The organism is Streptococcus pluranimalium (assembly GCF_047785705.1).
Taxonomy (GTDB): domain Bacteria; phylum Bacillota; class Bacilli; order Lactobacillales; family Streptococcaceae; genus Streptococcus; species Streptococcus pluranimalium_A.
Window position 1 is genome coordinate 25356 of the sequence record NZ_JBLOJV010000011.1, and the last position, 25337, is coordinate 50692.

The window sequence follows — 25337 nt, forward strand, 5'->3', positions numbered from 1 at the left end:
GTGTTATAATAGATGAAGCAAGGAGATATGATTGATGGTAAAGCGTGATTTAATGCGGTATATAATAATAAGCCTTATATTGATGGTGGGACTTTTTGTTATTGGTAAAAATTACCTCGTCCCTCTTAAAGTGACCCGGGCTAATGCCAATCATTTTTTGAAGGCAGGTGATGTTTTGATTTATACCAAACAAAAAAAGCCTAAGCCAAATGATTTTATTGTCTACACTATTGATGGTAAAAGGCATATCAGCCGAGTTATAGCTAAAGGTGATGACAAGGTCATGTCTATGGATGATGTTCTCTATATCAATGAAGTGGTCAAAGCTGAGCCTTATATTGAGGATTTAAAAGCAGCCTATCACACTCAGACCAACCATCAATCCAACTTTACGATGGACTTTAACCTTGGACTTGCTAGTCAGCCCTCCAAAACCAAGAAACGTGACCATCACTATTTTGTCTTGAATGACAATCGTCAAAACCTACAAGACAGTCGAACATTTGGTCTTATAAAGCAGGGTGATATTAAAGGGGTACTAACCTTTAAACTCCTTCCCTTTGAGTCATTTGGCTTTTTAGAAACGCAGTAATAGCAGATAAAGGCTGGGACAGAAGTCCTGGTCTCTTTGTTTATGTCTATACCAATTTCATCGTTGACATTCCTGTAATAACATTTTATACTAGGTGTGTCTTTGTTTATACATGACAAGGTATAGACCGATTTAAAAAGAAATAGAAAGAATAGTTGTTACTTAATAGCAACTAGGTAAGTATATATGTGTGGAATTGTTGGAGTTGTTGGAAATCGTAATGCAACAGATATTTTGATGCAGGGTCTTGAAAAGTTGGAATACCGCGGTTATGATTCCGCAGGTATCTATGTTGCTGATGCTGAGCAATCACATCTTGTCAAGTCAGTTGGACGCATTGCTGATTTGCGTGCCAAAATTGGAGATAATGTGACGGGTAGTACAGGGATTGGTCACACCCGTTGGGCAACTCACGGTCAAGCAACTGAAGATAATGCTCACCCACATACCTCAGCAACTGGGCGTTTTGTTTTGGTGCATAATGGGGTTATTGAAAACTACCTTCAAATCAAAGAAGAGTACCTTGCTGGTCATGACTTAAACGGTCAAACAGATACTGAAATTGCTGTTCATTTGATTGGACAATTCGTAGAAGATGGTTTGTCTGTTATAGAAGCCTTTAAAAAAGCTTTGACAATTATTAAGGGTTCTTATGCTTTTGCCTTGGTTGATTCTGAAGATACTGGTAGGCTTTATGTGGCTAAAAACAAATCACCACTTTTGATTGGTTTGGGTGATGCCTACAACATGGTTTGTTCAGATGCCATGGCCATGATTCGAGAAACGTCGGAATTCATGGAAATTCACGACAAAGAGTTGGTTATCATAACCAAAAATTCAGCAACAGTTACTGACTATGATGGCAACGAAATAGAGCGTGATTCTTACACCGCTGAACTTGATCTGTCAGATATCGGTAAAGGAACTTACCCATTTTACATGCTGAAAGAAATCGATGAGCAGCCAACGGTTATGCGCCGATTGATGTCAACTTATGCTGATAGCAAAGGAAAGATAAATATTGATTCTGATATTGTTAAGTCTGTGCAAGAGGCCGACCGTATTTACATCCTTGCAGCAGGGACTTCATACCATGCAGGTTTTGCCTCAAAAGCAATGCTTGAAAACCTAACCGACACTCCAGTTGAACTTGGTATTGCCTCTGAATGGGCTTATCATATGCCACTGCTTAGTGACAAACCAATGTTCATCTTGCTCAGTCAATCAGGAGAAACAGCTGATAGCCGTCAGACTCTTGTCAAAGCAAATGACATGGGGATTCCAAGCTTGACCGTGACAAATGTTCCTGGGTCAACCTTGTCACGTGAAGCGACCTACACAATGTTACTTCACGCTGGACCTGAGATTGCAGTGGCCTCCACAAAAGCCTATACCGCTCAAATTGCTGCCCTTGCTTTCTTAGCTAAAGCAGTTGGTGAAGCCAACGGCAAAGAAGAAGCCTTTGGGTTTAACTTGATACATGAGTTATCATTAGTTGCTCAATCTATCGAAGCGACGCTTTCTGAAAAAGATATGATTGCTGACAAAGTTGAAAAACTTCTTTCGACAACTCGTAATGCTTTCTATATCGGTCGTGGTAATGATTACTATGTTGCAATGGAAGCATCGCTAAAACTGAAAGAAATTTCCTACATCCAATGTGAGGGGTTTGCTGCTGGTGAGTTGAAACATGGTACGATTTCATTGATTGAGGATGGCACACCAGTTATTGGTTTGATATCGTCCAGTGAGTCAGTCGCAGCGCATACTCGCGGTAATATCCAAGAAGTCGCAGCCCGTGGCGCAAATGTTCTTACTGTGGTCGAAGAAGGGCTAGAACGTGACGGTGATGACATTGTTGTCAATAAAGTTCACCCATTCCTTGCAACTATCGGTATGGTCATTCCAACACAGTTAATTGCTTACTACGCATCGCTTCAGCGTGGGCTTGACGTTGATAAACCACGTAACCTTGCAAAAGCTGTGACAGTTGAGTAAGCTAAGGAAGTGATAAAGAATGTCTGATTTGTGTCAGGCATTTTTTTGGCACAAAAATTGTGTCAAAATTTGAGTATGACAGAAAACGCTTTAATGATATCATTAGTGAGTAAAAAAATTAGGAGGCGTTCTTATGGAACAACAATCATCGTTAAAAGTGAAAATCCAAAAACTTGGGACTTCACTTTCTAATATGGTCATGCCCAATATTGGGGCATTTATCGCTTGGGGGGTCATCACAGCACTCTTTATTGAAGCTGGTTATCTACCAAACGAAAAATTAGCTACGGTCGTAGGTCCAATGTTGACCTATCTACTTCCCATTCTTATTGGTTATACTGGTGGTTACAACGTCTATGCTCAACGTGGTGGTGTTGTAGGTGCCATCGCAACATTTGGGGCAATCGCTGGTTCTACAGTTCCTATGTTTATTGGTGCGATGATTATGGGACCACTTGGAGGATGGCTCATCAAAAAATTTGATGAAAAATTCCAATCAAAAATCCCAACTGGTTTTGAAATGTTGATAAATAACTTCTCAGCTGGTCTTATTGGTTTTGGCTTAGTTCTTATCGCATTCTTTGCCATCGGACCTGTTGTTGCAAGTTTAACGGGTTGGGTTGGTGATGGCGTTCAAGCAATCGTTGCTGCTAAACTCTTGCCAATAGCAAATATCATTATCGAACCTGCTAAAGTTCTCTTCTTAAACAATGCGCTTAACCATGGTATCTTTACACCGCTTGGTACAGAACAAGCTGCAGCTACTGGTAAATCAATTCTTTACCTTCTTGAAGCAAACCCTGGACCTGGTCTTGGTATCCTTCTTGCCTATGGTATCTTTGGGAAAGGCTCTGCTAAATCATCATCATGGGGAGCAACAATCATTCACTTCCTTGGTGGTATCCACGAAATTTATTTCCCATACGTTATGATGAAACCTGCTATGTTTTTAGCAGCTATCGCAGGAGGTGTAACTGGTACCTTCACTTTCCAACTTCTTGGAGCTGGATTGACATCACCATCGTCACCGGGATCAATCATTGCGATTATGGCAATGGCTCCTAAAGGATTTGGACCACACTTAGTTGTCCTTGCTGGTGTTTTGGCTGCAACAGTTGCTTCGTTCTTAGTTGCTTCTGTAATCCTTAAAACAGACAAATCTACTGCTAATGACTTAGAACAAGCTCAAGCAGCAACCGCAGCTGCTAAGGCTCAATCTAAAGGTCAATCAACTTCAACAGCGTCTGCACCAACCACAGAAGATATCTCAGCTAAAAGTATTGATCAAATTATCTTCGCCTGTGATGCAGGTATGGGTAGTTCAGCAATGGGAGCTTCAATCCTTCGCGATAAGGTGAAAAAAGCAGGGCTTAATATTCCTGTTACAAATAAGGCTATTTCAAATCTTACCGATGTTGACCGCACCTTGATTGTGACTCAAGAAGAGTTAACACCACGTGCTTACCAACGTACACCACGCGCCGCACACGTGTCAGTGGGTAATTTCTTGGCAACACCAAAATACGATGAAATTGTTTCATTGTTAACTGAAGAAGAAGTCGTTGCTATGTCAACATCTAAAAAACCAGTGACGTCTTCAGACGAAAAAGTTAACCTGAATCAAATTGATGAAGTTGTCTTTGCCCATGGAAAAGCTGAAGGCTCAGCAACAATGGGAAGAGCCACCCTTTCTGCCATCTTTAAAAATAAAAAAGTTGGTATTCCCATATCAAAAGCGACATTCGCTGAACTCGATCGTTTCAATGCAAAGAATATTCTGGTTGTTACAACAATAGCCCATCAAATAGAAGTGCGTTCAGCCGCACCAAACGCTCAGCTGTTAGCCGTTGATAGCCTTGTCACAACACCAGAATATGACAAAATGGTCGATAGAATGATTAAATAATGACTATCAAAACCTAATCATGTAACTTAGAGGGAATCTTTTAAAGTGACATTGAAAGCAAAAATAGAAAAGTAGTATAATAAGTTTATGCTATTGACAAAACGCGAAAAACAATTGTTGAAAGCTTTCCAGGAGTATGGGAAGCTTTCCATCAATCAACTAACGGATATTTTACAAGTATCTAAACGAACAACTTATCGAACGATTGCAGACTTAACAGAGAGCCTAAACACGATTCAAATCAGTATTTTGAAGGAGTCTGGTAAATATTACCTGTCTGGTGAATTAGACCATCTCGAACAGTATCACTACCAAGAGACTTATTCTCAACAAGAAAGACTTTCTTTGATAGCTCTCTCTTTATTAATGGAGAAAGAACCTTTAACCAATGATATATTACAAAAGCAATTTACGGTTAGTAATGTAACCATTATTCAAGATATTTCCACAATTGAGCAGCGGTTTCATGATTTTTCACTTCGTATTAACCGTCAGGGAGGCTATTCACTTGAAGGTGATAATGGCTCAAAAAGGTGGATAGCGGCTGTTATTTTGACACAAATTTTAGCAGTTTCTGACTTTAGTAAACTGGATCAGTTGCAGTTATCATGGTTTGATGTTAAGCAATTCAACATTGCCCAAAAATTATTTGAGCAAATTGGAGATCAACTACCTGAGTTGGACACAATTATGGGGCACTTCTTAATTGTGCTTTTGAGCCTTGCTAATGTTAATCGGCTGGATCTTCAAAGTCGTCCAGTGAGTAAAGAAGCTCTTGAATTAACCCAATCTTTATTTAATAATTATGCGAAAAAGTCTGGTCAACTCTTTAACTTACAAGAGATTTTGTATTTTGCCCAACGTTTAGATGAATTTGTCATCAAACGCCAGCCAGTTCCTCTTTTTCAGGAACAAGTAGACAGTGAGTTTTATTACAATATTTCTAATTTAATCGATAAAGTATCTTTATATACCAAAATTAATTTTGCTAAAGATCAAGTTCTGTTTAAGTTTCTCTTTAATCATATTCGCTTAAGTTTAGCTGTCCCAGCAATTTTTGGAGAGTCCGGTCAAAATGTTATAGCACATCGTGCCTTAAAGCATAGTTCACATCTGCATAGAGTTGTCAGCTTATTGGTAAAAGATATCTTTCCACCGTATTTACAGACAGAAAATGAATATGAGTTGATTTCAATACATTTTGCGTCTAGTTTGAGGAGAAGTCCTGATATTTATCCAATACGTCTCTTATTGTTGAGTGATGAGCGTCCCCTGGCTAGAGAACTTTTAATAACTAGGATTAAAAACTTAGCTCCTTTTATTGAGCGATTAAGCGTGACCTCACCAAGTCAGTTTGAGCCATCTTCTATACAACAATATGACGCTATTTTAACTACTCAGCCTACAAAGAAAAATCTCTATTTTATCTCGATTTATCCTGATGGGAAAGAACTCCTTGCTTTACAGGATTACCTGCAGCGTGTTCAGGAAAATCGTGATGTAGTGGTTAGGGAGGACTTACCGATAGAAGCTCATTTTGACGTCCAAGATTATCTAGCAGTCAGTCAAGGGCTATTACAGTCCTTTGACATCTATCAGATTTCCAATATTGCTTTCTTTGAACCCACTGTTAGAGCTGTGGTTAATCCTTTGCCTGGCATTTCCGATAAGGATTATTTATCATCTAAACTCATTCGACGCTTTGAGCAAAGTCCTATGGCTATCCCTGAAACTGGCTTGATGCTTTTACATACGCAGTCGAAAAGTGTCAAACAGTCAGGATTTTACATTTGTGATTTAGAACAGCCTGTATCAGCTATTTCCATGAATAGAACACCTGAAGTCATTTCAAGGGTACTAGTCATGCTGACAGGCATGGATGAGAGTGATACTGTTAGGGAACTGATGACAGCAATTGGTCAATCAATCATTGAAAATCATCTCTATACAGAGATTTATAAAACTGGTAATCAAGCGATTATTTATCAATTACTAAACCAAATTTTCACCGAAAATATCAAGAAATTGGAGAATTAACATGCAATTTGAAAAAGAACTAATCAAGTTAAATCAAACCTTTAAAACTAAAGAAGATGCCATTCGCTATTGTGGTGATCTTCTCAAGGATGGTGGCTATGTTAACCCATCATACGTTGATGCTATGATCACACGTAACGAAGACTTATCTGTTTATATGGGAAACTTCATTGCTATACCGCATGGGACAGATGAGGCTAAAAAGGATGTTTTAAAATCTGGAATCACAGTCGTTCAAGTTCCTAAAGGTGTAAATTTTGGAACTGATGACAATCCTCAGATAGCGACTGTTTTATTTGGTATTGCTGGCATTGGCAATGAGCACTTGGATATGATTCAAAAAATTTCAATCTTTTGTGCGGATGTCGATAATGTTGTCACATTGGCCGATGCGCAAACAAAAGACGATCTTATTCGTTTATTGAACAGTGTTACATAAGAAGGAGAACCTTATGAAAAAAGCAGTACACTTTGGTGCCGGTAATATTGGTCGTGGTTTTATTGGTGAGATTTTAGCTGCCAATGATTTTGCCATTAATTTTGTGGATGTTAATGAAACGATTATTGATGCTTTAAATGATCGTCACAGCTATGATATTGAAATTGCTGAAGATGGCAAGCGCCATATTACCATTTCAAATGTTTCAGGGATTAACAATGCTAAAAATCCTGCAGATGTTGTTGCAGCAATAGCAGAAGCCGATTTAATTACAACAGCTATCGGACCAACTATTTTACCCTTTATCGCTGAATTGATTGCAGATGGTTTGAAAGTTCGTAAGCAAGCTGGTAGTAGACAAGCTATCGATGTTTTAGCTTGTGAAAACATGATTGGTGGTTCACAATTCTTGTATGAAGAAGTCAAAAAATACCTTTTAGAAGATGAATTAGCCTATGTTGAAGAGTACGTTGGTTTTCCTAATGCTGCTGTTGACCGTATTGTGCCAGCCCAAAGTCATGATGACCCACTGTTTGTTGTCGTTGAACCATTTAGCGAATGGGTTATTGAGACAAGCCGTATGAGAAATGCGGAATTGAAACTGGTAGGTGTGCATTACGAAAACGATTTAGAACCCTTTATTGAACGTAAATTATTTTCCGTTAACTCAGGTCACGCAACTGCAGCGTATACAGGAGCTTATTATGGTGCTAAAACCATTCTTGAAGCCCTTCACAACGCAGCTGTCAAAGAACAGTTAGAGGCTGTTCTTACTGAAATACGCTCCCTTCTTATTACTAAGTGGCGATTTAATGAATCAGACCTAAAAGCCTATCATGAAGTGATTATCAGTCGTTTTGAAAATCCCTATATTGTAGATGATGTGGTTCGTGTGGCTCGTACGCCAATTCGCAAACTTGGTTTTGATGAACGCTTTATCCGCCCCATTCGTGAATTGCGTGACTGCGGACTATCCTATGACAATCTTCTTAAAACAGTCGCATTTGTTTTTGCTTACAAAGACAACAATGATGAACAAAGTATCCGCCTGCAAGACTTGTTAGGAGAAAAAGCATTGAGTAATGTTGTTGTAGATGTAACTGGACTTTCTGATCAAGACCTAATTGACCAAATTGTGACAAGTGTTGAGAAAATGGGTCATGATAAAGAGAGAGATTGATGATTACTAGCCGTCAGTTGTTTTGAATAGATAGCGTCAATCTTCCCTTTTCACTCTATACCTTAGACGTTTATCGCGAGCGTTTCTATGGTAATACTTGCCAACTAAACTGACTTTTGGTAAAATAGAAAGCGTTAACATAAGGTTACTCTACTTGTTTGTGATAACATCAACAAATGAATTGAAAAATTGATTGGTTTGTGTTATACTTAACAAGTAAATAAATATATTGGAGATTTTTAATATGTCTAAAATCGTTGTTGTTGGTACTAACCATGCTGGTACAGCAAGTATCAAAACTATGTTGTCAAACTACGGTTCAGAAAATGAAATCGTAACATTTGACCAAAACTCAAATATCTCATTTTTGGGATGTGGTATGGCGCTTTGGATTGGTGAGCAAATCGATGGTCCAGAAGGTCTTTTCTACTCAGATAAAGAGCAGTTAGAAGGCATGGGAGCTAAAGTTTACATGGAAGCTCCAGTCGTTGACATTGACTTTGATAAAAAAGAAGTGACAGCTCTTGTTGATGGTAAAGAACATATTGAATCATACGACAAGTTAGTTCTTGCGACAGGATCACAACCGATTGTTCCTCCAATTAAAGGTGTTGAAATTAAAGAAGGTTCGCGTGAATTTGAAGCAACTCTTGAAAACCTTCAATTTGTGAAATTATACCAAAACTCTGCAGATGTTATTGATCGTCTTGAAAAACCAGGTATTGAGCGTGTCGCTGTTGTAGGTGGTGGTTACATCGGTGTTGAACTTGCTGAAGCCTTCCAACGCAAAGGCAAAGAGGTTGTTCTTGTTGATATCGCTGATACTGTTATGGGTGCTTACTATGACCGTGACTTTACAGCCATGATGAACAAAAACCTTGAAGATAACGGTGTAAAACTGGCGCTTGGTCAAGCTGTTAAAGCTGTTGAGGGTGACGGTAAAGTGGAACGCCTTGTCACTGACAAAGAAACATTTGATGTTGACATGGTTATCATGTGTGTTGGTTTCCGTCCAAATACTGCTATTGCAAAAGGTCAACTTGAGACATTGGGCAATGGTGCTTGGATTGTTGACAAAAAACAAGAAACAAGTAAAAAAGACGTTTATGCTATCGGTGACTGTGCAACAATCTACGATAACGCACGTGATGACATTAGCTATATCGCTCTTGCTTCAAATGCTGTTCGTACTGGTATTGTGGCTGCTCACAACGCGTGTGGTCATGACTTGGAAGGTGTTGGGGTTCAAGGGTCAAATGGTATCTCTATCTTTGGCTTAAACATGGTATCAACTGGTCTTACAGAAGAACGCGCTAACCAAGCTGGTTTCAACGCAGCGGTAGCATCTTTTAACGACCTTCAAAAACCAGAGTTTATCAAGCACGATAACCACGAAGTAGCTATTAAGATTGTTTACGATAAAGACACTCGTCGTGTTCTTGGATGCCAAATGGTATCACGTGAAGACATGTCAATGGGTATCCACATGTTCTCACTAGCAATCATGAAACATGTCACCATCGAAGAACTATCACTAATGGATATCTTCTTCTTGCCACACTTTAACAAACCATACAACTACATTACTATGGCTGCACTTGGTGCTGAATAGTTATCATCAAAGAGATTAGGACAAAAATCCTAATCTTTTTATTTTAGCGACGAAAAAGTTGAAGGTTTTCTAGTATTTTGGATGAGTTTATAAGGACTTTAACTTGACAAAAGATGACATCCCTTGCATAATAAAGATAAGAAATTATGGTGTAATGAAAGGAGATACTTGTATGCAAATTATCAAACGTGATGGGCAGATTGTTGACTTTAATCCTGAAAAGATTTTTCAAGCCATTATAAAGGCTGCTCAAACAGTTTATGTGATTGATGACAATTGGCGCTCAAAACTGGCGCAAGTAACTAAAAAAGTTGTTCTTGATTTAGAAGAAGCTCAAGTGGAACGTCCAACCATCAATATGATTCAATCTTTGGTTGAGAATCGTCTAATGGATGCCGGCTTTATCAATATTGCTGAACATTACATTTCTTATCGCCTACAAAGAGATTTAGAGCGTAATGGTTATCATGATAAGGTTATCGTACACCTTCATTTTGAGCAAGTCATGTAGACTTCATTTGGAGTAAAATTACAAAGATTAGAAAAAAGCACATCATACCAGGTATTCAAAACACCTTGATATGATGTGCTTTTTTTATAACGATAAACATTAAATCAACGTGTCAAGTCGCTATCATAGAAACTTTGATAATTTTGTTTTAGGCCTTCTGACAGGATCACTTGTTGGGCTTTTGTCAAGATTAACCCTTCAATTTCAGGGGTGGCATTGAGGGTTGAGATGACTTGTTTGAGAGGAAGTCCAAAGAGTCTGCTCGTCCAAATATCACCGTCAACCGAAGTATCAGATACAATCGTTAGGCTAATCATCTCGCTTTCGATAGGATAGCCTGTTTTGCTATCTAGGATATGATGGTAGGTTTGGCCTTCATGAACCAAGCGGCGCTCGTAGACACCAGAGGTAACAACAGACTGATCCTGAATCTTAAGCATTCCGATAGCTTGTCCTCGTTTTTTACTGGGATTTTGGATGCCGATATACCATCTATGGTCAAATCTTTCGGGATTAGGACCATAAACCAGCACATTGCCACCAATATTGATCATAGCAGAAGTCACTGCTTGCGATTTCAAATAGTCAATGATACGGTCGGCAATGTAACCTTTAGCGACAGCACCGAGATCAATCCCCATCTTTTTTTGGCTTAAAAAAACGCTTTGATTATTCTTATTTAGGTAAATGTGTTGAGGATTGATGAGCTTGAGTGTTTCTTTGATTTCTGTTGGTTGGGGGATTCGAGCATCTAAAAAGCCAATACGCCATAGATCAACCAAAGGTCCAATAGCAATATTAAGCTGGCTAGGACTGGCTAGGCTATGCGTTTGACCAAGTAATATCAACTCTAAGAGCTCTGGATGAACCTTGACAGGAGCGATACCAGCCATACGATTGATGGCCATGAGCTCAGAAGTGACATCATTAGCGCTAAAGCGGTGATGATACTGATGGAGGCGTTTGACACAATCACTGATTAGCTGGTCGGCATGCTCACTGTCAATCAGAAGGGTAATATCAGTTCCCATCAAGCTAAGGGTATGGGATTTTAAAGGCATTAGTATTTAGTTTTTGGTCTTCATCTCACCTTGAGGGAAGTAGCTTCCTTCAGGTAGGTCATTGATAATGATATGAATGGCTTCTTTGGGAGCCTTGGCAACTCGAGCAACCACTTCGGTAACTTCACGAGCAAGTTGCGCTTTTTGCTCATCAGAGCGTCCTTCAAATAAATCAATTTTAACAAATGGCATCGGTTTTCTCCTTGACTTGATCAGATGAGGTGGGAGTGTTTTATTTATGGTTCTATCTTAAACATCAAAACGCTATTTTGACTTGTCTTGACGAAGCTTTGTTTTATCTCAGGCTTCGTCTGGTCTAGCTTGATTTTGATTGTAACACAAATGCTTCTTTTTGTCAGACTTTTTTAAGGCGTTTCTCTAGTCGCCAAGGCTTTGATTTTATGGTAAAATGGATAAGACATTGAAAGAAGAGGTTGGTTCTGTTGGCACAATTATATTATCGCTATGGCACGATGAATTCTGGGAAATCCATTGAGATACTAAAAGTTGCCTATAATTACGAAGAGCAAGGCAAGCCTATTATTTTGATGACCAGTGCTCTGGATAATCGAGATGGTGTTGGCTATGTTTCAAGCCGCATTGGTGTCAAACGTCAGGCAGCAGTTATCACGCCAGAGACAGATATTTACGGTTTTATTCAAGACCAAGCCATTAAACCTTATTGTGTTTTAATTGATGAGTGCCAATTTTTGACTAAAGCTAACGTTTATGATTTGGCAAGAGTAGTTGATGAGTTGGAAATTCCTGTGATGGCATTTGGTCTTAAAAATGACTTTAGAAATGAACTGTTTGAGGGATCAAAATACTTTTTATTATTGGCTGATAAGATTGATGAAATCAAAACCATTTGCCAGTATTGTTCTAAAAAAGCTACCATGGTACTTAGGATGGAAGATGGGAAAGCCGTTTATGATGGAGACCAAATCCAGATTGGTGGTAACGACACTTACACATCTGTTTGTCGAAAACATTATTTTAACCCAACCTTAAACCAAGAATAAGGGTGACTGAAGTTGCTAGAGAAAGGGAAAAAGCAATGAATATCTATGATCAATTACAAGCGGTAGAAGACCGATACGAAGAACTAGGAGAGTTATTATCTGATCCAGCGGTTGTTTCAGATACCAAACGTTTCATGGCCTTATCAAAGGAAGAAGCTAGTATCCGTGAGACGGTAGCAACTTATCGGGATTATAAACAAATCATTCAAAACATCACTGATGCTGAGGAGATGATCAAGGATGCTGCAGGTGATGCTGATTTGGAAGAAATGGCCAAAGAAGAATTAAAAGAATCTAAAGCTGCCAAAGAAGAATATGAAGAAAAATTAAAAATCTTACTCTTGCCTAAAGATCCAAATGATGATAAAAACATTATCTTAGAAATCCGTGGCGCAGCAGGTGGCGATGAGGCAGCCTTATTTGCAGGTGATCTTTTACAAATGTACCAAAAATACGCTGAAACGCAAGGATGGCGCTTTGAGGTGATGGAAGCATCTTATAATGGCGTTGGTGGTATCAAGGAAGTTGTCGCTATGGTCTCTGGTCAATCCGTATACTCAAAGTTAAAATACGAATCAGGTGCTCACCGTGTGCAACGTGTGCCAGTTACAGAAAGCCAAGGCCGTGTTCATACTTCAACAGCTACGGTCTTGATTATGCCAGAAGTTGAAGAAGTCGACTATGATATTGATTCAAAAGACCTTCGCGTGGACATTTACCATGCCTCAGGAGCAGGTGGTCAGAATGTCAACAAGGTTGCTACAGCTGTTCGTGTAGTTCACATTCCGACAGGTATTAAGGTTGAAATGCAAGAAGAGCGGACACAGCAAAAAAACCGTGATAAAGCGATGAAAATTATTCGGGCACGTGTGGCGGATCACTTTGCTCAAATCGCACAGGACGAGCAAGATGCTGAGCGTAAGTCAACGATTGGAACAGGGGATCGCTCAGAGCGTATTCGAACCTATAATTTCCCGCAAAACCGTGTAACCGACCACCGTATCGGTTTGACCCTTCAAAAGTTAGACACGATTCTTTCAGGAAAAATGGATGATGTGGTGGATGCTCTTATCTTATACGATCAAACACAAAAACTCGAAACATTAAACCAAGCATGATGACTTACAGACAGTTGATCCAAGAGTTGGAAGATCATCTTGAAGCCATAGGTGAGGAAAAAGAAGCTCTCACCTTTGCCTTTAAGGAGCTCAAAAAATGGTCCTTGACTGATTTTGCCTTCCATCAAGCCAAGGAAGTCTCATCAGAAGACCAGCTGCTTTTAGCCACTATTTTTGATCATTTGAGCAAACATCAGCCAGTCCAGCACTATCTTGGCTACAGTTATTTTAAAGACTTGACCTTAATCGTTTCTCCTGATGTGTTGATTCCACGCCCTGAGACAGAAGAATTGGTTGATCTTATCTTAGCTCAGCACCCTGCTCAATCCTTGAGTGTATTAGACATTGGCACTGGTAGTGGTGCCATTGCTTTAGCGTTAAAGGCTAATCGTCCAGATTGGCAGATCACGGCCCTTGATATTTCTAAAACTGCTTTAGAGATTGCTAGCGATAATGGTGAAAAACTTGGCTTAAAAATCCGTTGGTTACAATCAGATCTTTTCAGCCAGGTTTCAGATAAGTTTGATATTATCGTGTCAAACCCGCCTTACATCTCCAAAGAAGATCAAGATGAGGTGGGCAAAAATGTCCTATCTCATGAACCTCACTTGGCACTTTTTGCTGATAAGCAAGGCTATGCTATTTATGAGCAAATCATCTCAGAAGCTGACCGGTTTTTAAAGGATAAAGGAACGCTTTATTTTGAAATCGGCTACAAACAAGGTCAGCGTGTCAAAGAGATGCTAGAAAAAGCCTTTCCCAAGTCTCAAGTAGTTCTCTTAAAAGACAGTTTTGGCAAGGATAGAATGGTGGTGCTACAAAAATGACAAGTCTGGAAGAACTATCTCAAAAACTGGAAGAAGGACAAGGAGTGGTCTTGCCGACAGAAACTGTTTATGGACTTTTTGCCAAGGCTTTGATGCCATCTTCTGTTGACCTTGTCTATGACTTGAAAGAACGCTCAAGAGACAAAGCCATGAATCTTAACGTGGCTAGTTATGACGATATCATCAGATTCTCTAAAAACCAACCAAGCTATTTAAAAGACCTTTATACCGCTTTTTTACCCGGTCCTTTAACCATTATTTTGCAGGCAAATGATCAGGTGCCTGCCTGGATCAATTCTGGCTTAGACAGTGTTGGTTTTCGCCTACCGAGTCATCCTGTTACCCGAGCCTTGATCGCTCAGCATGGGCCACTGATTGGCCCATCAGCCAACAAATCCGGACAAGAAAGTGGGAAGCATTTTGCAGCGATTATGCAAGAGTTTGATCAGCAAGTCCTAGGTTACCAAGATGATGTCTTTTTGACTGGTAGGGACTCCACGATCCTTGATTTATCTGGTCATAGGGCTAAAATCTTGAGACAAGGTGCTGTTTCAAAACAGGATTTAGTAGCAGTCATACCCGAACTTCAGTTTTAATAGGAGGTTTTATGCTTCGTTCTTTAACTATGGCTGATATGCCAGCTGTTCGTGAGATTAATGAGCGGTCACTGGGCTATCCTGTGACACTTGAAATGACACAACAACAATTCAAAAAACTCTCCAAGAGTAGCAAGCATCTTCTGATCGGTTTTGAGGATCATTTGTCGCATCAGATTGTTGGCTACATTCATGCCGAAGTCTACGAGAGCTTGTATTCGGAGACTGGATTAAATGTTCTTGCCCTAGCAGTATTACCAGATTTTCAAGGACAAGGCATTGGGAAAGCCTTACTCTTAGCTTTGGAAAAACAAGCTAACACAAAAAACGTTGCCTTTATTCGGTTGAATTCAGGAAGTGACCGTAAAGCAGCGCATGCTTTTTACCGTCAGATGGGATACAATGGTGATAAAACACAAATTCGCTTTATTAAAAAATGATGAGGTACACAAATGATTTTTAACAACAATGATTTTAAAGCATATGATACAGAATTATGGCAGGCTATCCAGGCAGAAGCAGACCGCCAGCAGAATAACATTGAGCTAATTGCTTCTGAAAACGTGGTATCAAAAGCTGTCATGGCAGCCCAAGGTTCATTATTGACCAACAAATATGCCGAAGGGTATCCAGGTAATCGCTATTATGGTGGTACCCAAGCGGTAGATGTGATTGAAAACCTAGCCATAGAGCGTGCCAAGGCCTTATTTGGTGCTAACTTTGCCAATGTTCAACCGCATTCTGGTAGTCAGGCCAATGCGGCAGCTTACATGGCCTTGATTGAGCCAGGCGATACAGTATTGGGGATGGATTTGTCCGCTGGTGGACACCTGACCCACGGTGCTTCTGTTAATTTTTCTGGCAAAACTTATCACTTTGAAGCCTACGGTGTGGATGAGCACACAGAAGAACTGGATTACGATGCTATTTTAGAAAAAGCAAAAGATGTCAAACCCCAGCTCATCGTAGCAGGGGCATCGGCTTATTCGAAAGCCATTGATTTTAAAGCATTTCGTGACATAGCTGATCAGGTGGGCGCCAAACTCATGGTAGATATGGCACACATTGCCGGTTTGGTAGCCAGTGGTCTGCATGATAATCCTGTTGCTTACGCTGATGTGGTGACCTCAACGACCCATAAAACCCTTCGAGGACCACGTGGTGGCTTGATTTTAACCAATGATGAAACCTTGGCAAAAAAAATCAACTCAGCTATCTTCCCTGGTCTTCAAGGGGGACCTTTAGAGCATGTGATCGCAGCAAAAGCTGTAGCCTTCAAGGAAGCACTCGATCCTGCCTTTAAAGCCTATAATAAGCAAGTATTAGCTAATGCAAAAGCCATGGCTGATGTCTTTCATGCAGACCCAGATTTTCGCTTGATTTCTAATGGCACAGACAATCACCTTTTCCTCGTTGATGTGACTAAGGTGGTGGAAAATGGCAAAGTGGCGCAACATCTTTTAGATGAGGTCAATATCACCCTCAATAAAAATGCCATTCCAAATGAGCAATTATCGCCATTTAAAACATCTGGCATCCGTATTGGTAGCCCAGCCATTACCAGCCGTGGGATGAAGGAAGATCAAGCTATCATTATTGCTAAGCTGATCATCAAAGCCCTTAAAAATGCGGATAATGAGACTGTTTTAGCAGAAATCAGAGATGAGGTAAAGGCTCTGACAGACGCTTTTCCTCTATATGAAAATGAGGCATCATGTTAGATTTGTATTTAAAGCAATTAGTGATCCACCAGTTTAGCCCTAATGATACCAGCCTACTCTTGGCAGAAAAAGCCCTGTCTTTTACCCCTCGCTTGGATGATTATTTTCGTAAAAAGATCTCAAAGGTATTTTCAGATGATGCCAAACGTGGCACTTTACCTGATGATCATCCTTTTCTAGAGCATGTGAATGATCAACTCTTTGAGGCGTCCATCACCATTGCAAACCTTTGGAAAGAAGCCTTTGTCGGCTCTGACCATCAAAAAACGAACGATCTTGTTTTTATAACCTTTGACAAAGATGGTCAGACGCATTTTGCCTTTTTAAGGCTTGCCTTGCGCGAGCATTTGGCGCATCTATCTGAGGGTGACCATCCAATCTCCTTGACGCAAAATAATTTACCAAGTGCCTCACAGACACCTGATGAAGCCTTTATTATCAATGTCAAAACGAAGCAGTATTACTTGATTGAAAAGCGTATTAAGCATAATGGCGCCTTTGAAAATTACTTTTCAAAGCAGCTGCTTCAAGTTCAGCCGGAGCAGTCTGTCAAAAAATCCATCAAACTGTTGGAAAATACAGCTCAAAAAATCGCAGAGCAGTTCAATAAGGATGATTTTCAATTTCAATCAAAAATCAAAACAGCCATTCATCAACACATGGAAGAAGAGCAAGCCTTGTCACCAGAAAAATTGGCTAATCAGCTCTTTGAAGACCATCTAACGGCTCGACTGACCTTTGTGGATCAAATCAAAGAAACGCTTCCAGAACCTGTTTCTGTGGCTGATATTGACCATAGTCGTCAATCTAAGAAATTAGAAAGCCAGAGATTATCCTTATCAAATGGCATTGAGTTACTAGTTCCTAATAAGGTCTATCAAGATGCCGATTCGGTCGAATTTATCCAAAACCCAGATGGCACTTACGCTATCTTAATCAAAAATATTCAGGATATTACCAATAAATAATGTTTAGAGTTATCAAAAAAACACTGCTTTGCCTTTTAATGATTTGGTTTTCTTTTCAACTCTTTAAAGTCCATCACGATGTCTCCACAGTCTTATCTTACCGTCCAATGGTCGAGGGCATTTTGACTGAAAATGATTCCACCACCAATGAGGATCTGGTTTTAGCCATGATTTACACTGAAACCAAGGGAAAAGAGGTTGATTTGATGCAGTCTAGTGAAAGCTCGACTGGTCTGATCAATACCATTACAGATAGTCGTGAGAGTGTCAGACAAGGGATTACCGTCTTATCTGAAAACTTAGCCAAGGCTACGGCTAATGAAACAGATGTTTGGACCGCCGTTCAAGCTTATAATTTTGGAAGTGCTTATATTGACTATGTGGCTAGGCATGGTGGTAAAAGCACGATCGATTTGGCAAAAGAGTACTCAAAATCCGTCGTTGCTCCAAGTCTAGGCAATCAAACTGGTGACACTTATCGCTATTATCACCCTGTGGCCCTTTTCTACGGTGGCGGTGAATTGTATCGTAATGGCGGCAATATCTACTATGCCAAGCAAGTGCAATGCCATCTTTTGCTGATTAAGTTAATGAGTTATTTTAAGAAAGGCTAATTGATGAGAGCATTAGGACATTATTTTAAGGGATACATCACAGAGACGATTCTTGGGCCACTGTTTAAGTTGTTAGAAGCTTGTTTTGAGTTATTGGTTCCATTAATTGTGGCTAGAATCATTGATCAAAGGATGCTACAAAACCATCAAAATCATCTCTTTCAGATGGTTTTTCTGTTATTTGGGCTTGCCATAGTGGGAGTAGTGGTTGCTATCATAGCACAATATGTTTCATCCAAGGCTGCTATAGGTTACACCCAAGCCTTATCGGATGCCTTATTTGACAAAATCATAGGCTTACCCAAAGAAGAGCATGATAAGATAGGAACGTCTAGTTTGATCACACGTGTAATGAGTGATACTTATCAGATTCAAACAGGAATCAATCAGTTTCTAAGACTCTTTTTACGCTCCCCTTTTATCGTTTTCGGGGCAATGTTAATGGCTTTTACCATCAGTCCACGCTTGGCCTCTTTTTTTGTGGTTATGGTTTTAGCCCTTGTCACGGTTATTATGATCATCAGTCGTTTACTGAGTCCCATCTACAACAAGGTACAGCAGTCTACTGATCGTTTGGTGCAAGTGGTGAGAGAGCAGTTAGAGGGGGTTAGGGTTATCAGGGATTTTGGGCAAACCTCTGCTGAAATTAAGGAATTTCAAGATGAGAATAAGGCTTATGGTCACATCCAATTATCGGCAAGTTACCTGTCTAGCCTGGCTTCTCCCTTAACGATGATCATTGTGAATCTGACCTTAATAACGATCATTTGGCAGGACAATAGTCTTATTGAAAATCACCTTCTAAGCCAAGGAATGATGGTCGCTTTAATCAACTACCTCTTGCAAATTTTGGTGGAATTATTCAAGATGACCATGTTGATTCGCTCCCTTAATCAAAGCAGAATCAGCGCCGAGCGGGTACAGGGCATATTGGAGAAACCTAGCCAAGGATTAGAAGAGATGAATCCGACAGCTTATCAGGAAGATGGTGATGATCTGGCTATTCTAGTAGATAATCTCACCTTTACCTATCCAACTGCCGCTAAACCAGCCTTAGAAGACATTTCATTTAGTCTAAAAAAAGGACAATCCTTAGGCATTATTGGTGGGACAGGCTCTGGAAAATCAACCCTGGTTCATTTATTAGCCCATCTCTATCCAGCCCAATCTGGTCAGATAGCCATTTACCATCAGGGACGCCTGCCTCAGCATGTCGTAGAATGGCGAGAGTGGGTGGCACTTGTGCCTCAAAGAGCCAGATTATTTCAAGGGACGATTCGTAGTAATTTGACCTTGGGGAGTGACCTTGTCTATAGTGATCAAGACTACAAGAAAGCTCTAAGCATTGCCCAAGCCAAGGATTTTGTTGAGGCTAAAGAAGGGCAAATAGATGCTAGCGTTGAAGCTTTTGGCACTTCTTTTTCAGGTGGACAGCGCCAGCGATTAACCATCGCTCGTGCTTTGATCAAAAAAGCCCCTTTTTTAATCTTGGATGATGCCAGCTCTGCCCTTGATTTTTTGACTGAAAGCCGTCTATTGGCAGCACTCCACAAAGAGCGAAAAGCCACTCAAGGACAACTGATTATGGTCTCCCAGCGCACCAGAAGTTTAAAAAATCTGGACAAGATTTTAGTGTTAGATCAGGGACGATTGGTGGCACAAGGTGGTCATCAAGAACTCCTTAAAACATGCTCACTTTACCGTGAGATTCACCAATCACAAGAAAGTCAGGAGGCCAAATGATCACCCCAAAAGACAGAACCCTCCGTCAACGATTCCTTTTTGACCTCTTGAGCTACCGATGGCTTTTGCTATTGATAGTGGTGGGCACGATACTGGAAGTAGGACTCACAGCTTACCTTCCCATCTTAATTGGGCAAGCAGTTGATGCTAGCCTGAGTCCAGAACGCTTGACTATCATGCCTCCTATTTTAGTGAAGATGATGCTTATTATCGCTTTAAATGCTTTGGCTCAGTGGATCACCCCCCTTTTGACCAATCGCTTGACCTTTTCTTACCTTACTGACTTAAGAGAGAGGGTCAATGCTCATCTCAACCGCCTCCCTATAGCTGTCATTGAGCGTCTAGGAACTGGTGATTTGGTAAGTCGTATGACTGCTGATTGCGATCAGCTGACCAATGGCTTGCTCATGGGTTTCAATCAGTTTTTAGGTGGCATCCTAAGTATCTTGGTTACGATAGGGACAATGGCAAGACTGGATCTCCTCATGCTGAGCATGGTATTGCTACTAACCCCCTTATCGCTTTTCCTTGCTCGCTTTATCGCGAAAAAAAGTTACGCTTTTTTCCAAGAACAAACCAAGACCAGAGGCGCTAAGACCCAATTTGTAGAAGAAGTCTTCCAGCAAGCAAGCTTAATACAAGCTTTCAATGCTCAAAAACAAATGACCCAAACTTTCAAAAAGCTCAATCATAACTATGCCAAGGCGTCTCAAAAAGCTGTTTTTTATGCTTCAACAGTCAATCCTGCCACGCGATTTGTCAATGCCTTGATTTATGCCATACTGACAGGAGTAGGGACTCTTCGTGTGATAAGTGGTGCGATGACGGTTGGGCAGCTAGTGACTTTTTTAAACTACGTCAATCATTATACCAAGCCCTTCAATGATATTTCCTCAGTCATGTCTGAATTACAGAGTTCTCTCGCCTGTGCTGAACGCCTCTATGCAATCTTAGACCTTCCTGCTGAGGCTGATAAGAGCCAAGATACTCTTTCCAACCCCTTTGTAGGTCAAGTGACTTTTGACCATGTTTTCTTTGGTTATGATCGAAAAAAGCCCTTAATAAAGGACTTGACGCTTCGTATAGAGGCAGGAAGTCATGTCGCCATCGTAGGGCCTACAGGAGCTGGAAAGTCGACTCTTATCAACCTGCTGATGCGTTTTTATGAGCTTGATCAAGGAGAAATCAGGATTGATGATGTCTCGATCACTGATCTGCCACGGCAAGCATTAAGGGATCAGATAGGTATGGTTCTTCAAGATACCTGGCTAAAATCAGCAACTATCCATGATAACATTGCTTATGGCAATCCAACTGCTTCGCGAGAAGATGTTGTGGCAGCAGCAAAGGCTGCCAATGCTCATTTCTTTATTGAGCAGCTTCCTAATGGCTATGATAGCCATTTGACAGAAGGAGGAACAACCTTATCACAAGGGCAAAAGCAGTTGCTAACCATTGCTCGTGTTTTCTTAAAAAATCCTAAATTAGTGATTTTAGATGAAGCTACCTCAGCCATTGATACCAGAACAGAAAGATTGGTACAAGAGGCTTTTGATCGTTTAATGGCAGGTAAGACCAGTTTTATCATTGCCCATCGTCTATCAACCATTCAAAAAGCTGATTTGATTCTTGTCATGGTTGATGGCGATATTGTCGAACAAGGCAATCATCAGCAGTTAATGACTCAAAAAGGCATCTATCACCAAATGCAGGAAGCTTATCATCTTCAAGACTCAACAAAATAATAAAGACACGCAAAGAGGCGGGATAATCCCGCCTCTTTGCTGTTTATACTTAATCAAGATCTCGGAGCAACTCTGTCTAAGAGTAGCGTAAGGATATAGCTTTTTGTCTCATTTTTATTAACTGCTTTTTCTTGAGTATTATTTGACAAAGGCATTGATTTCTGACTCTATGGTCGCGATTTTATCATTGACTTCCTCAAGGGTCTGCCCAACGGTTGCGATGTAGAACTTGATTTTTGGTTCTGTTCCAGAAGGGCGAACCGCAAACCAGGACCCATCAGCCAAGGTGTATTTTAAGACATCACTTGGAGGAGTAGTTAATGCTGTGACCTGTCCTTTGGCATCTATTTGGCATTGTTTAGCAAAATCTTCAAAGACTGTAATCTCAGTATTATTGAATGTCTCTGGCGCATTGTCACGGAATTTAGACATGATCGCCTTAATCTGCTCAGCCCCATCTTTTCCTGATAGGGTTAGTGAAATGGTTTTTTCAGCAAAATAACCGTATTCTTGATAAATGTCATCAATACCATCAGCTAGAGTTAGACCACGAGAGCGATAGTAGGCAGCGATTTCAGCCACTAAAAGCACTGCTTGGATAGCATCTTTGTCACGAACAAAGGGTTTAATCAAGTAACCAAAGCTTTCTTCAAAGCCAAACATGTAGGTGTGATTGTTGGTGTCTTCAAATTCTTGAATTTTTTCTGCAATGAATTTGAAACCGGTCAATACATTAAACATCGTAGCACCGTAACTCTCAGCAATTTTAGTGACTAATTCTGTTGAGACGATGGATTTAGCAAGGGCAGCATTTTCAGGAAGTGTCCCAGCTTGTTTGTGTGCTTCAAGGATATATTTGGCCAGCAAGGCACCGATTTGATTGCCAGATAAGTTCCAATAAGAGCCATCAGCCTGACGAATTTCAACGCCGACACGGTCTGCGTCTGGATCAGTGGCTAAAAGCACATCAGCTTCAACCTGACACCCGAGTTCCTCAGCTAGGGCAAAGGCTGCTTGGCTTTCAGGATTTGGTGAGGCTACTGTTGAAAAATTCGGGTCAGCAGTTGCCTGGCTTTCAACCACCTCAACAGCTGCAAAGCCAGCTTGAGCAAGGGCTTTACGTGTCAGCATTTCACCTGTACCATGCAAAGGTGTGTAGACGATTGTCATATCACGACCAAATGTCTTGATTAAGTCATGATTGATATTGACCTTTTTAACTTCCTTGAGGTATTCCTCATCAATGGCTTGACCGATAACCTCAATCAGACCGTCTTTTTCTGCTTGAGCACGATCAGCTAAAGCAATGCTAAAAGGATCATCAATAGCACGAATATAGTTAGTTAGAGCAGCTGCATCAGCTGGGGGCATTTGACCACCGTCCTCACCATAAACCTTGTAGCCATTAAACTCTTTGGGATTGTGACTGGCAGTAATCATGATCCCTGCAGAAGCCTTGAGATGGCGGACAGCAAAAGATAACTCAGGGGTGGGACGGAGACTTTCAAAGACATAGGCTTTAATACCATGTGCCGCCAAGACTTGAGCAGACTCAAAAGCAAACTCAGGAGAAAAGTGACGCGAGTCATAAGCAATGGCAACGCCACGTTTTTTAACCTCATCTCCTTTAGAATCAAGAAGTTTTGCTAAACCTTGAGTGGCTTGACGAACCACAAAAATATTGATGCGATTAGTCCCTGCACCGATGTAGCCACGCATACCTGCTGTTCCAAATTCCAAATTGGTATAAAAAGCGTCCTCCTTGGTCTTATCATCCATGTTTTCCAATTCCTGACGAAGGTAATCTGGTAATTGATCACAGGCTAACCATTTGGCATAAGTTTCTTGATAAGTCATAAACAAACTCCTTTTTAACGATTTGTAATCTTATTCTAAACGCTTTCAATTATATCATGTTTACGCCAAAAAAACCATGTCATTAACATGGTTTAGCTTATTTTTTACTTCTTTTTGCCAGAGTAGTTTAGCTTTTGCTTTTTTGGGGACGCTGTATTCGAACCTCTGTTGCATCAATCAGAAGGGTGTCTGTCGATTTTATTGAGTTTTTGCCAATTGTAAAACCATTTTTTACCAAGACCTCTTCTGCCCAATGACTGCGGCGAATCAAGTTACTTTCGTGTACGCCAAAATCAACCGCAATCTGTTCATAGGTGCGGTATTCTCTGAGATACTGAAGGGTAACCATTAGCAGGTCTTCCAGGCTCATCTTGGGTTTTCTATCACCTCTGGCATGCTTCGTTTGGTAAGCCATTTCCAAAATAAATCCCATTTTCTCAACTGTTTTGCGCTCAATACCAACTAGGCGTTTAAATCGGACATCGTTTAGAGATTTGCTTGATTCGTCATTCATATGTTTCGCAGAAAGTCTAATTTTTTAATCCGCCTATTTTTGCACACAGTCATGTGTGACACTTGGTCTTTTTTGTTCACTTAGTCTCCCTTATAATAGATATGTGAATAAAATACAATTCCTAGGAGGAAGTACAATGGCTAATGTGAAAGACATTACAAGAGAATCTTGGATCTTGAGCACTTTCCCAGAGTGGGGAACATGGCTCAATGAAGAAATCGAAGAAGAAGTAGTGCCAGAAGGCAACTTTGCCATGTGGTGGCTTGGAAACTGCGGTGTCTGGGTAAAAACACCTGGCGGTGCAAATATTGTCATGGACCTTTGGTCAGCTCGTGGTAAATCTACCAAAAAGGTGAAAGATATGGTACGCGGACATCAAATGGCCAACATGGCGGGTGTACGCAAATTGCAACCAAACTTGCGCGTCCAACCAATGGTCATTGATCCGTTTGCTATCAACGAATTAGACTATTATCTGGTATCACACTTCCATAGCGATCACATTGATATCAATACTGCAGCAGCAATCATTAACAATCCTAAGTTGAACCATGTGAAATTTGTAGGTCCTTACGAATGTGGTGAGATTTGGAAGAAGTGGGGTGTGCCAGAAGAGCGCATTATTATTGTGAAACCAGGGGATAGCTTTGAGTTTAAAGATATGAAAGTGACTGCTGTAGAATCCTTTGACCGTACTTGCTTGGTGACACTCCCAGTAGAAGGTGCAGATGCCCAAGATGGTGAGTTGGCTGGACTTGCGGTAACAGATGAAGAAATGGCCCGTAAGGCTGTGAACTACGTTTTTGAAACACCAGGCGGAACGATTTACCACGGTGCAGATTCACACTTCTCGAACTACTTTGCCAAGCACGGTCGTGACTTCAAGATTGATGTGGCTTTGAATAACTATGGTGAAAATCCACTAGGAATCCAAGACAAGATGACTTCGGTTGATTTGTTGCGTATGGCTGAAAACTTACGTGCTAAAGTGATTATTCCTGTTCACTACGACATTTGGTCTAACTTTATGGCATCTACAGACGAAATTTTAGAACTCTGGAAGATGCGTAAAGAACGTCTCCAATATGACTTCCATCCCTTTATTTGGGAAGTTGGTGGTAAGTATACTTATCCACTTGATAAGGACAGAATTGAGTACCATCACCCTCGTGGGTTTGATGATTGCTTTTTAGAAGATTCAAATATTCAATTTAAGGCCCTTCTATAGTATCGGTGAAACAGCCATGTGGCCTAGGGCTATATGGCTTCTGTTATT

22 protein-coding genes and 1 pseudogene are annotated in these 25337 nt (G+C 40.5%); 19 read left to right on the forward strand and 4 right to left on the reverse strand.

The features are described from left to right. Positions 1 to 34 precede the first annotated feature (34 nt). From lepB to ACMZ6Z_RS04450, 8 genes are all read left to right on the forward strand, one after another. Positions 35 to 592 (forward strand): signal peptidase I, encoded by a 558-nt coding sequence (lepB, locus tag ACMZ6Z_RS04415; RefSeq protein ID WP_416131395.1) that lies wholly within the window; start codon positions 35 to 37, stop codon positions 590 to 592. A 186-nt stretch (positions 593 to 778) separates the two neighbouring features. Next, a complete protein-coding gene (glmS, locus tag ACMZ6Z_RS04420; RefSeq protein WP_416131396.1) occupies positions 779 to 2590 on the forward strand; it encodes a glutamine--fructose-6-phosphate transaminase (isomerizing) in 1812 nt (603 codons plus the stop codon). A gap of 133 nt (positions 2591 to 2723) precedes the next feature. Further along, the gene (locus ACMZ6Z_RS04425; RefSeq protein WP_416131397.1) at positions 2724 to 4496 is read left to right on the forward strand and encodes a PTS mannitol-specific transporter subunit IIBC; all 1773 of its coding nucleotides are present in this window, start codon (positions 2724 to 2726) and stop codon (positions 4494 to 4496) included. 87 nt (positions 4497 to 4583) lie between these two features. Then, positions 4584 to 6533 carry a BglG family transcription antiterminator gene (locus tag ACMZ6Z_RS04430; RefSeq protein ID WP_416131398.1) on the forward strand — a complete coding sequence of 650 codons (1950 nt, stop codon included), beginning with the start codon at positions 4584 to 4586 and terminating at the stop codon, positions 6531 to 6533. Position 6534: 1 nt separating this feature from the next. Beyond that, entirely contained in the window at positions 6535 to 6972 is a 438-nt protein-coding gene (locus tag ACMZ6Z_RS04435) for a PTS sugar transporter subunit IIA (protein ID WP_416131399.1), read from the forward strand. Positions 6973 to 6985: 13 nt separating this feature from the next. Continuing rightward, positions 6986 to 8152 (forward strand): mannitol-1-phosphate 5-dehydrogenase, encoded by a 1167-nt coding sequence (locus ACMZ6Z_RS04440; RefSeq protein WP_416131400.1) that lies wholly within the window; start codon positions 6986 to 6988, stop codon positions 8150 to 8152. A 244-nt stretch (positions 8153 to 8396) separates the two neighbouring features. Next, positions 8397 to 9764, forward strand: a complete 1368-nt coding sequence (gene nox / locus ACMZ6Z_RS04445) for a H2O-forming NADH oxidase (RefSeq protein WP_416131401.1) — start codon at positions 8397 to 8399, stop codon at positions 9762 to 9764. Positions 9765 to 9936: 172 nt separating this feature from the next. Next, positions 9937 to 10275 (forward strand): ATP cone domain-containing protein, encoded by a 339-nt coding sequence (locus tag ACMZ6Z_RS04450; protein ID WP_416131402.1) that lies wholly within the window; start codon positions 9937 to 9939, stop codon positions 10273 to 10275. Positions 10276 to 10379: 104 nt separating this feature from the next. On the opposite strand, the gene ACMZ6Z_RS04455 is transcribed toward ACMZ6Z_RS04450, so the two are convergent. Together ACMZ6Z_RS04455 and ACMZ6Z_RS04460 are read right to left on the reverse strand one after the other, a co-directional pair. Next, positions 10380 to 11336 (reverse strand): FAD:protein FMN transferase, encoded by a 957-nt coding sequence (locus tag ACMZ6Z_RS04455; RefSeq protein ID WP_416131403.1) that lies wholly within the window; start codon positions 11334 to 11336, stop codon positions 10380 to 10382. Positions 11337 to 11342: 6 nt separating this feature from the next. Continuing rightward, the gene (locus tag ACMZ6Z_RS04460) at positions 11343 to 11528 is read right to left on the reverse strand and encodes a 4-oxalocrotonate tautomerase (protein ID WP_416131404.1); all 186 of its coding nucleotides are present in this window, start codon (positions 11526 to 11528) and stop codon (positions 11343 to 11345) included. A 251-nt stretch (positions 11529 to 11779) separates the two neighbouring features. Here ACMZ6Z_RS04460 and ACMZ6Z_RS04465 point away from each other — a divergent pair, with 251 nt between their 5' ends. Genes ACMZ6Z_RS04465 through ACMZ6Z_RS04510 form a run of 10 tightly spaced genes read left to right on the forward strand, consistent with a single transcriptional unit; the run spans position 11780 to position 21690 of the window. Beyond that, positions 11780 to 12358: a thymidine kinase gene (locus ACMZ6Z_RS04465; RefSeq protein WP_416131405.1), complete on the forward strand. Its 579-nt coding sequence runs from the start codon at positions 11780 to 11782 to the stop codon at positions 12356 to 12358. Positions 12359 to 12393: 35 nt separating this feature from the next. Further along, on the forward strand, positions 12394 to 13476 hold the full coding sequence (prfA, locus tag ACMZ6Z_RS04470) for a peptide chain release factor 1 (protein ID WP_416131406.1): 1083 nt from the start codon (positions 12394 to 12396) through the stop codon (positions 13474 to 13476). Then, positions 13476 to 14303: a peptide chain release factor N(5)-glutamine methyltransferase gene (prmC, locus tag ACMZ6Z_RS04475; RefSeq protein WP_416131407.1), complete on the forward strand. Its 828-nt coding sequence runs from the start codon at positions 13476 to 13478 to the stop codon at positions 14301 to 14303. Before prfA ends, prmC begins: the two co-directional genes overlap by 1 nt. After that, positions 14300 to 14899 (forward strand): L-threonylcarbamoyladenylate synthase, encoded by a 600-nt coding sequence (locus tag ACMZ6Z_RS04480; protein ID WP_416131408.1) that lies wholly within the window; start codon positions 14300 to 14302, stop codon positions 14897 to 14899. The genes prmC and ACMZ6Z_RS04480 overlap by 4 nt, the downstream gene beginning before the upstream one ends. An 11-nt stretch (positions 14900 to 14910) precedes the next feature. Then, positions 14911 to 15339 (forward strand): GNAT family N-acetyltransferase, encoded by a 429-nt coding sequence (locus ACMZ6Z_RS04485; protein ID WP_416131409.1) that lies wholly within the window; start codon positions 14911 to 14913, stop codon positions 15337 to 15339. Between the two features lie 12 nt (positions 15340 to 15351). Next, positions 15352 to 16620 (forward strand): serine hydroxymethyltransferase, encoded by a 1269-nt coding sequence (gene glyA, locus ACMZ6Z_RS04490; protein ID WP_416131410.1) that lies wholly within the window; start codon positions 15352 to 15354, stop codon positions 16618 to 16620. Beyond that, on the forward strand, positions 16614 to 17588 hold the full coding sequence (locus ACMZ6Z_RS04495; protein WP_416131411.1) for a nucleoid-associated protein: 975 nt from the start codon (positions 16614 to 16616) through the stop codon (positions 17586 to 17588). Before glyA ends, ACMZ6Z_RS04495 begins: the two co-directional genes overlap by 7 nt. A gap of 38 nt (positions 17589 to 17626) precedes the next feature. Next, positions 17627 to 18202, forward strand: coding sequence for a lysozyme family protein (locus ACMZ6Z_RS04500; RefSeq protein WP_416131412.1), 576 nt, complete (start codon positions 17627 to 17629; stop codon positions 18200 to 18202). A 3-nt stretch (positions 18203 to 18205) separates the two neighbouring features. Further along, positions 18206 to 19945, forward strand: coding sequence for an ABC transporter ATP-binding protein (locus tag ACMZ6Z_RS04505; protein WP_416131413.1), 1740 nt, complete (start codon positions 18206 to 18208; stop codon positions 19943 to 19945). Next, the gene (locus ACMZ6Z_RS04510) at positions 19942 to 21690 is read left to right on the forward strand and encodes an ABC transporter ATP-binding protein (RefSeq protein WP_416131414.1); all 1749 of its coding nucleotides are present in this window, start codon (positions 19942 to 19944) and stop codon (positions 21688 to 21690) included. The genes ACMZ6Z_RS04505 and ACMZ6Z_RS04510 overlap by 4 nt, the downstream gene beginning before the upstream one ends. 138 nt (positions 21691 to 21828) lie before the next feature. Here ACMZ6Z_RS04510 and ACMZ6Z_RS04515 read toward each other — a convergent pair whose 3' ends face one another. Both ACMZ6Z_RS04515 and ACMZ6Z_RS04520 read right to left on the reverse strand, forming a co-directional pair. Beyond that, on the reverse strand, positions 21829 to 23547 hold the full coding sequence (locus ACMZ6Z_RS04515) for a phospho-sugar mutase (RefSeq protein ID WP_416131415.1): 1719 nt from the start codon (positions 23545 to 23547) through the stop codon (positions 21829 to 21831). Between the two features lie 133 nt (positions 23548 to 23680). After that, a pseudogene (locus tag ACMZ6Z_RS04520) lies at positions 23681 to 24061 on the reverse strand (helix-turn-helix domain-containing protein); the annotation flags it as partial. A gap of 136 nt (positions 24062 to 24197) precedes the next feature. Here ACMZ6Z_RS04520 and ulaG point away from each other — a divergent pair. Then, positions 24198 to 25289: an L-ascorbate 6-phosphate lactonase gene (ulaG, locus tag ACMZ6Z_RS04525; RefSeq protein ID WP_416131416.1), complete on the forward strand. Its 1092-nt coding sequence runs from the start codon at positions 24198 to 24200 to the stop codon at positions 25287 to 25289. Positions 25290 to 25337 lie beyond the last annotated feature (48 nt).

Excerpts from the sequence above, each read along its gene's own strand:
- lepB (WP_416131395.1), top strand. The coding sequence starts at position 35 with ATGGTAAAGCGTGATTTAATGCGGTATATAATAATAAGCCTTATATTG.
- glmS (WP_416131396.1), top strand. The coding sequence starts at position 779 with ATGTGTGGAATTGTTGGAGTTGTTGGAAATCGTAATGCAACAGATATT.
- ACMZ6Z_RS04425 (WP_416131397.1), top strand. The coding sequence starts at position 2,724 with ATGGAACAACAATCATCGTTAAAAGTGAAAATCCAAAAACTTGGGACT.
- ACMZ6Z_RS04430 (WP_416131398.1), top strand. The coding sequence starts at position 4,584 with ATGCTATTGACAAAACGCGAAAAACAATTGTTGAAAGCTTTCCAGGAG.
- ACMZ6Z_RS04435 (WP_416131399.1), top strand. The coding sequence starts at position 6,535 with ATGCAATTTGAAAAAGAACTAATCAAGTTAAATCAAACCTTTAAAACT.
- ACMZ6Z_RS04440 (WP_416131400.1), top strand. The coding sequence starts at position 6,986 with ATGAAAAAAGCAGTACACTTTGGTGCCGGTAATATTGGTCGTGGTTTT.
- nox (WP_416131401.1), top strand. The coding sequence starts at position 8,397 with ATGTCTAAAATCGTTGTTGTTGGTACTAACCATGCTGGTACAGCAAGT.
- ACMZ6Z_RS04450 (WP_416131402.1), top strand. The coding sequence starts at position 9,937 with ATGCAAATTATCAAACGTGATGGGCAGATTGTTGACTTTAATCCTGAA.
- ACMZ6Z_RS04455 (WP_416131403.1), bottom strand. The coding sequence starts at position 11,336 with ATGCCTTTAAAATCCCATACCCTTAGCTTGATGGGAACTGATATTACC.
- ACMZ6Z_RS04460 (WP_416131404.1), bottom strand. The coding sequence starts at position 11,528 with ATGCCATTTGTTAAAATTGATTTATTTGAAGGACGCTCTGATGAGCAA.
- prfA (WP_416131406.1), top strand. The coding sequence starts at position 12,394 with ATGAATATCTATGATCAATTACAAGCGGTAGAAGACCGATACGAAGAA.
- prmC (WP_416131407.1), top strand. The coding sequence starts at position 13,476 with ATGACTTACAGACAGTTGATCCAAGAGTTGGAAGATCATCTTGAAGCC.
- ACMZ6Z_RS04480 (WP_416131408.1), top strand. The coding sequence starts at position 14,300 with ATGACAAGTCTGGAAGAACTATCTCAAAAACTGGAAGAAGGACAAGGA.
- ACMZ6Z_RS04485 (WP_416131409.1), top strand. The coding sequence starts at position 14,911 with ATGCTTCGTTCTTTAACTATGGCTGATATGCCAGCTGTTCGTGAGATT.
- glyA (WP_416131410.1), top strand. The coding sequence starts at position 15,352 with ATGATTTTTAACAACAATGATTTTAAAGCATATGATACAGAATTATGG.
- ACMZ6Z_RS04495 (WP_416131411.1), top strand. The coding sequence starts at position 16,614 with ATGTTAGATTTGTATTTAAAGCAATTAGTGATCCACCAGTTTAGCCCT.
- ACMZ6Z_RS04500 (WP_416131412.1), top strand. The coding sequence starts at position 17,627 with ATGATTTGGTTTTCTTTTCAACTCTTTAAAGTCCATCACGATGTCTCC.
- ACMZ6Z_RS04505 (WP_416131413.1), top strand. The coding sequence starts at position 18,206 with ATGAGAGCATTAGGACATTATTTTAAGGGATACATCACAGAGACGATT.
- ACMZ6Z_RS04510 (WP_416131414.1), top strand. The coding sequence starts at position 19,942 with ATGATCACCCCAAAAGACAGAACCCTCCGTCAACGATTCCTTTTTGAC.
- ACMZ6Z_RS04515 (WP_416131415.1), bottom strand. The coding sequence starts at position 23,547 with ATGACTTATCAAGAAACTTATGCCAAATGGTTAGCCTGTGATCAATTA.
- ulaG (WP_416131416.1), top strand. The coding sequence starts at position 24,198 with ATGGCTAATGTGAAAGACATTACAAGAGAATCTTGGATCTTGAGCACT.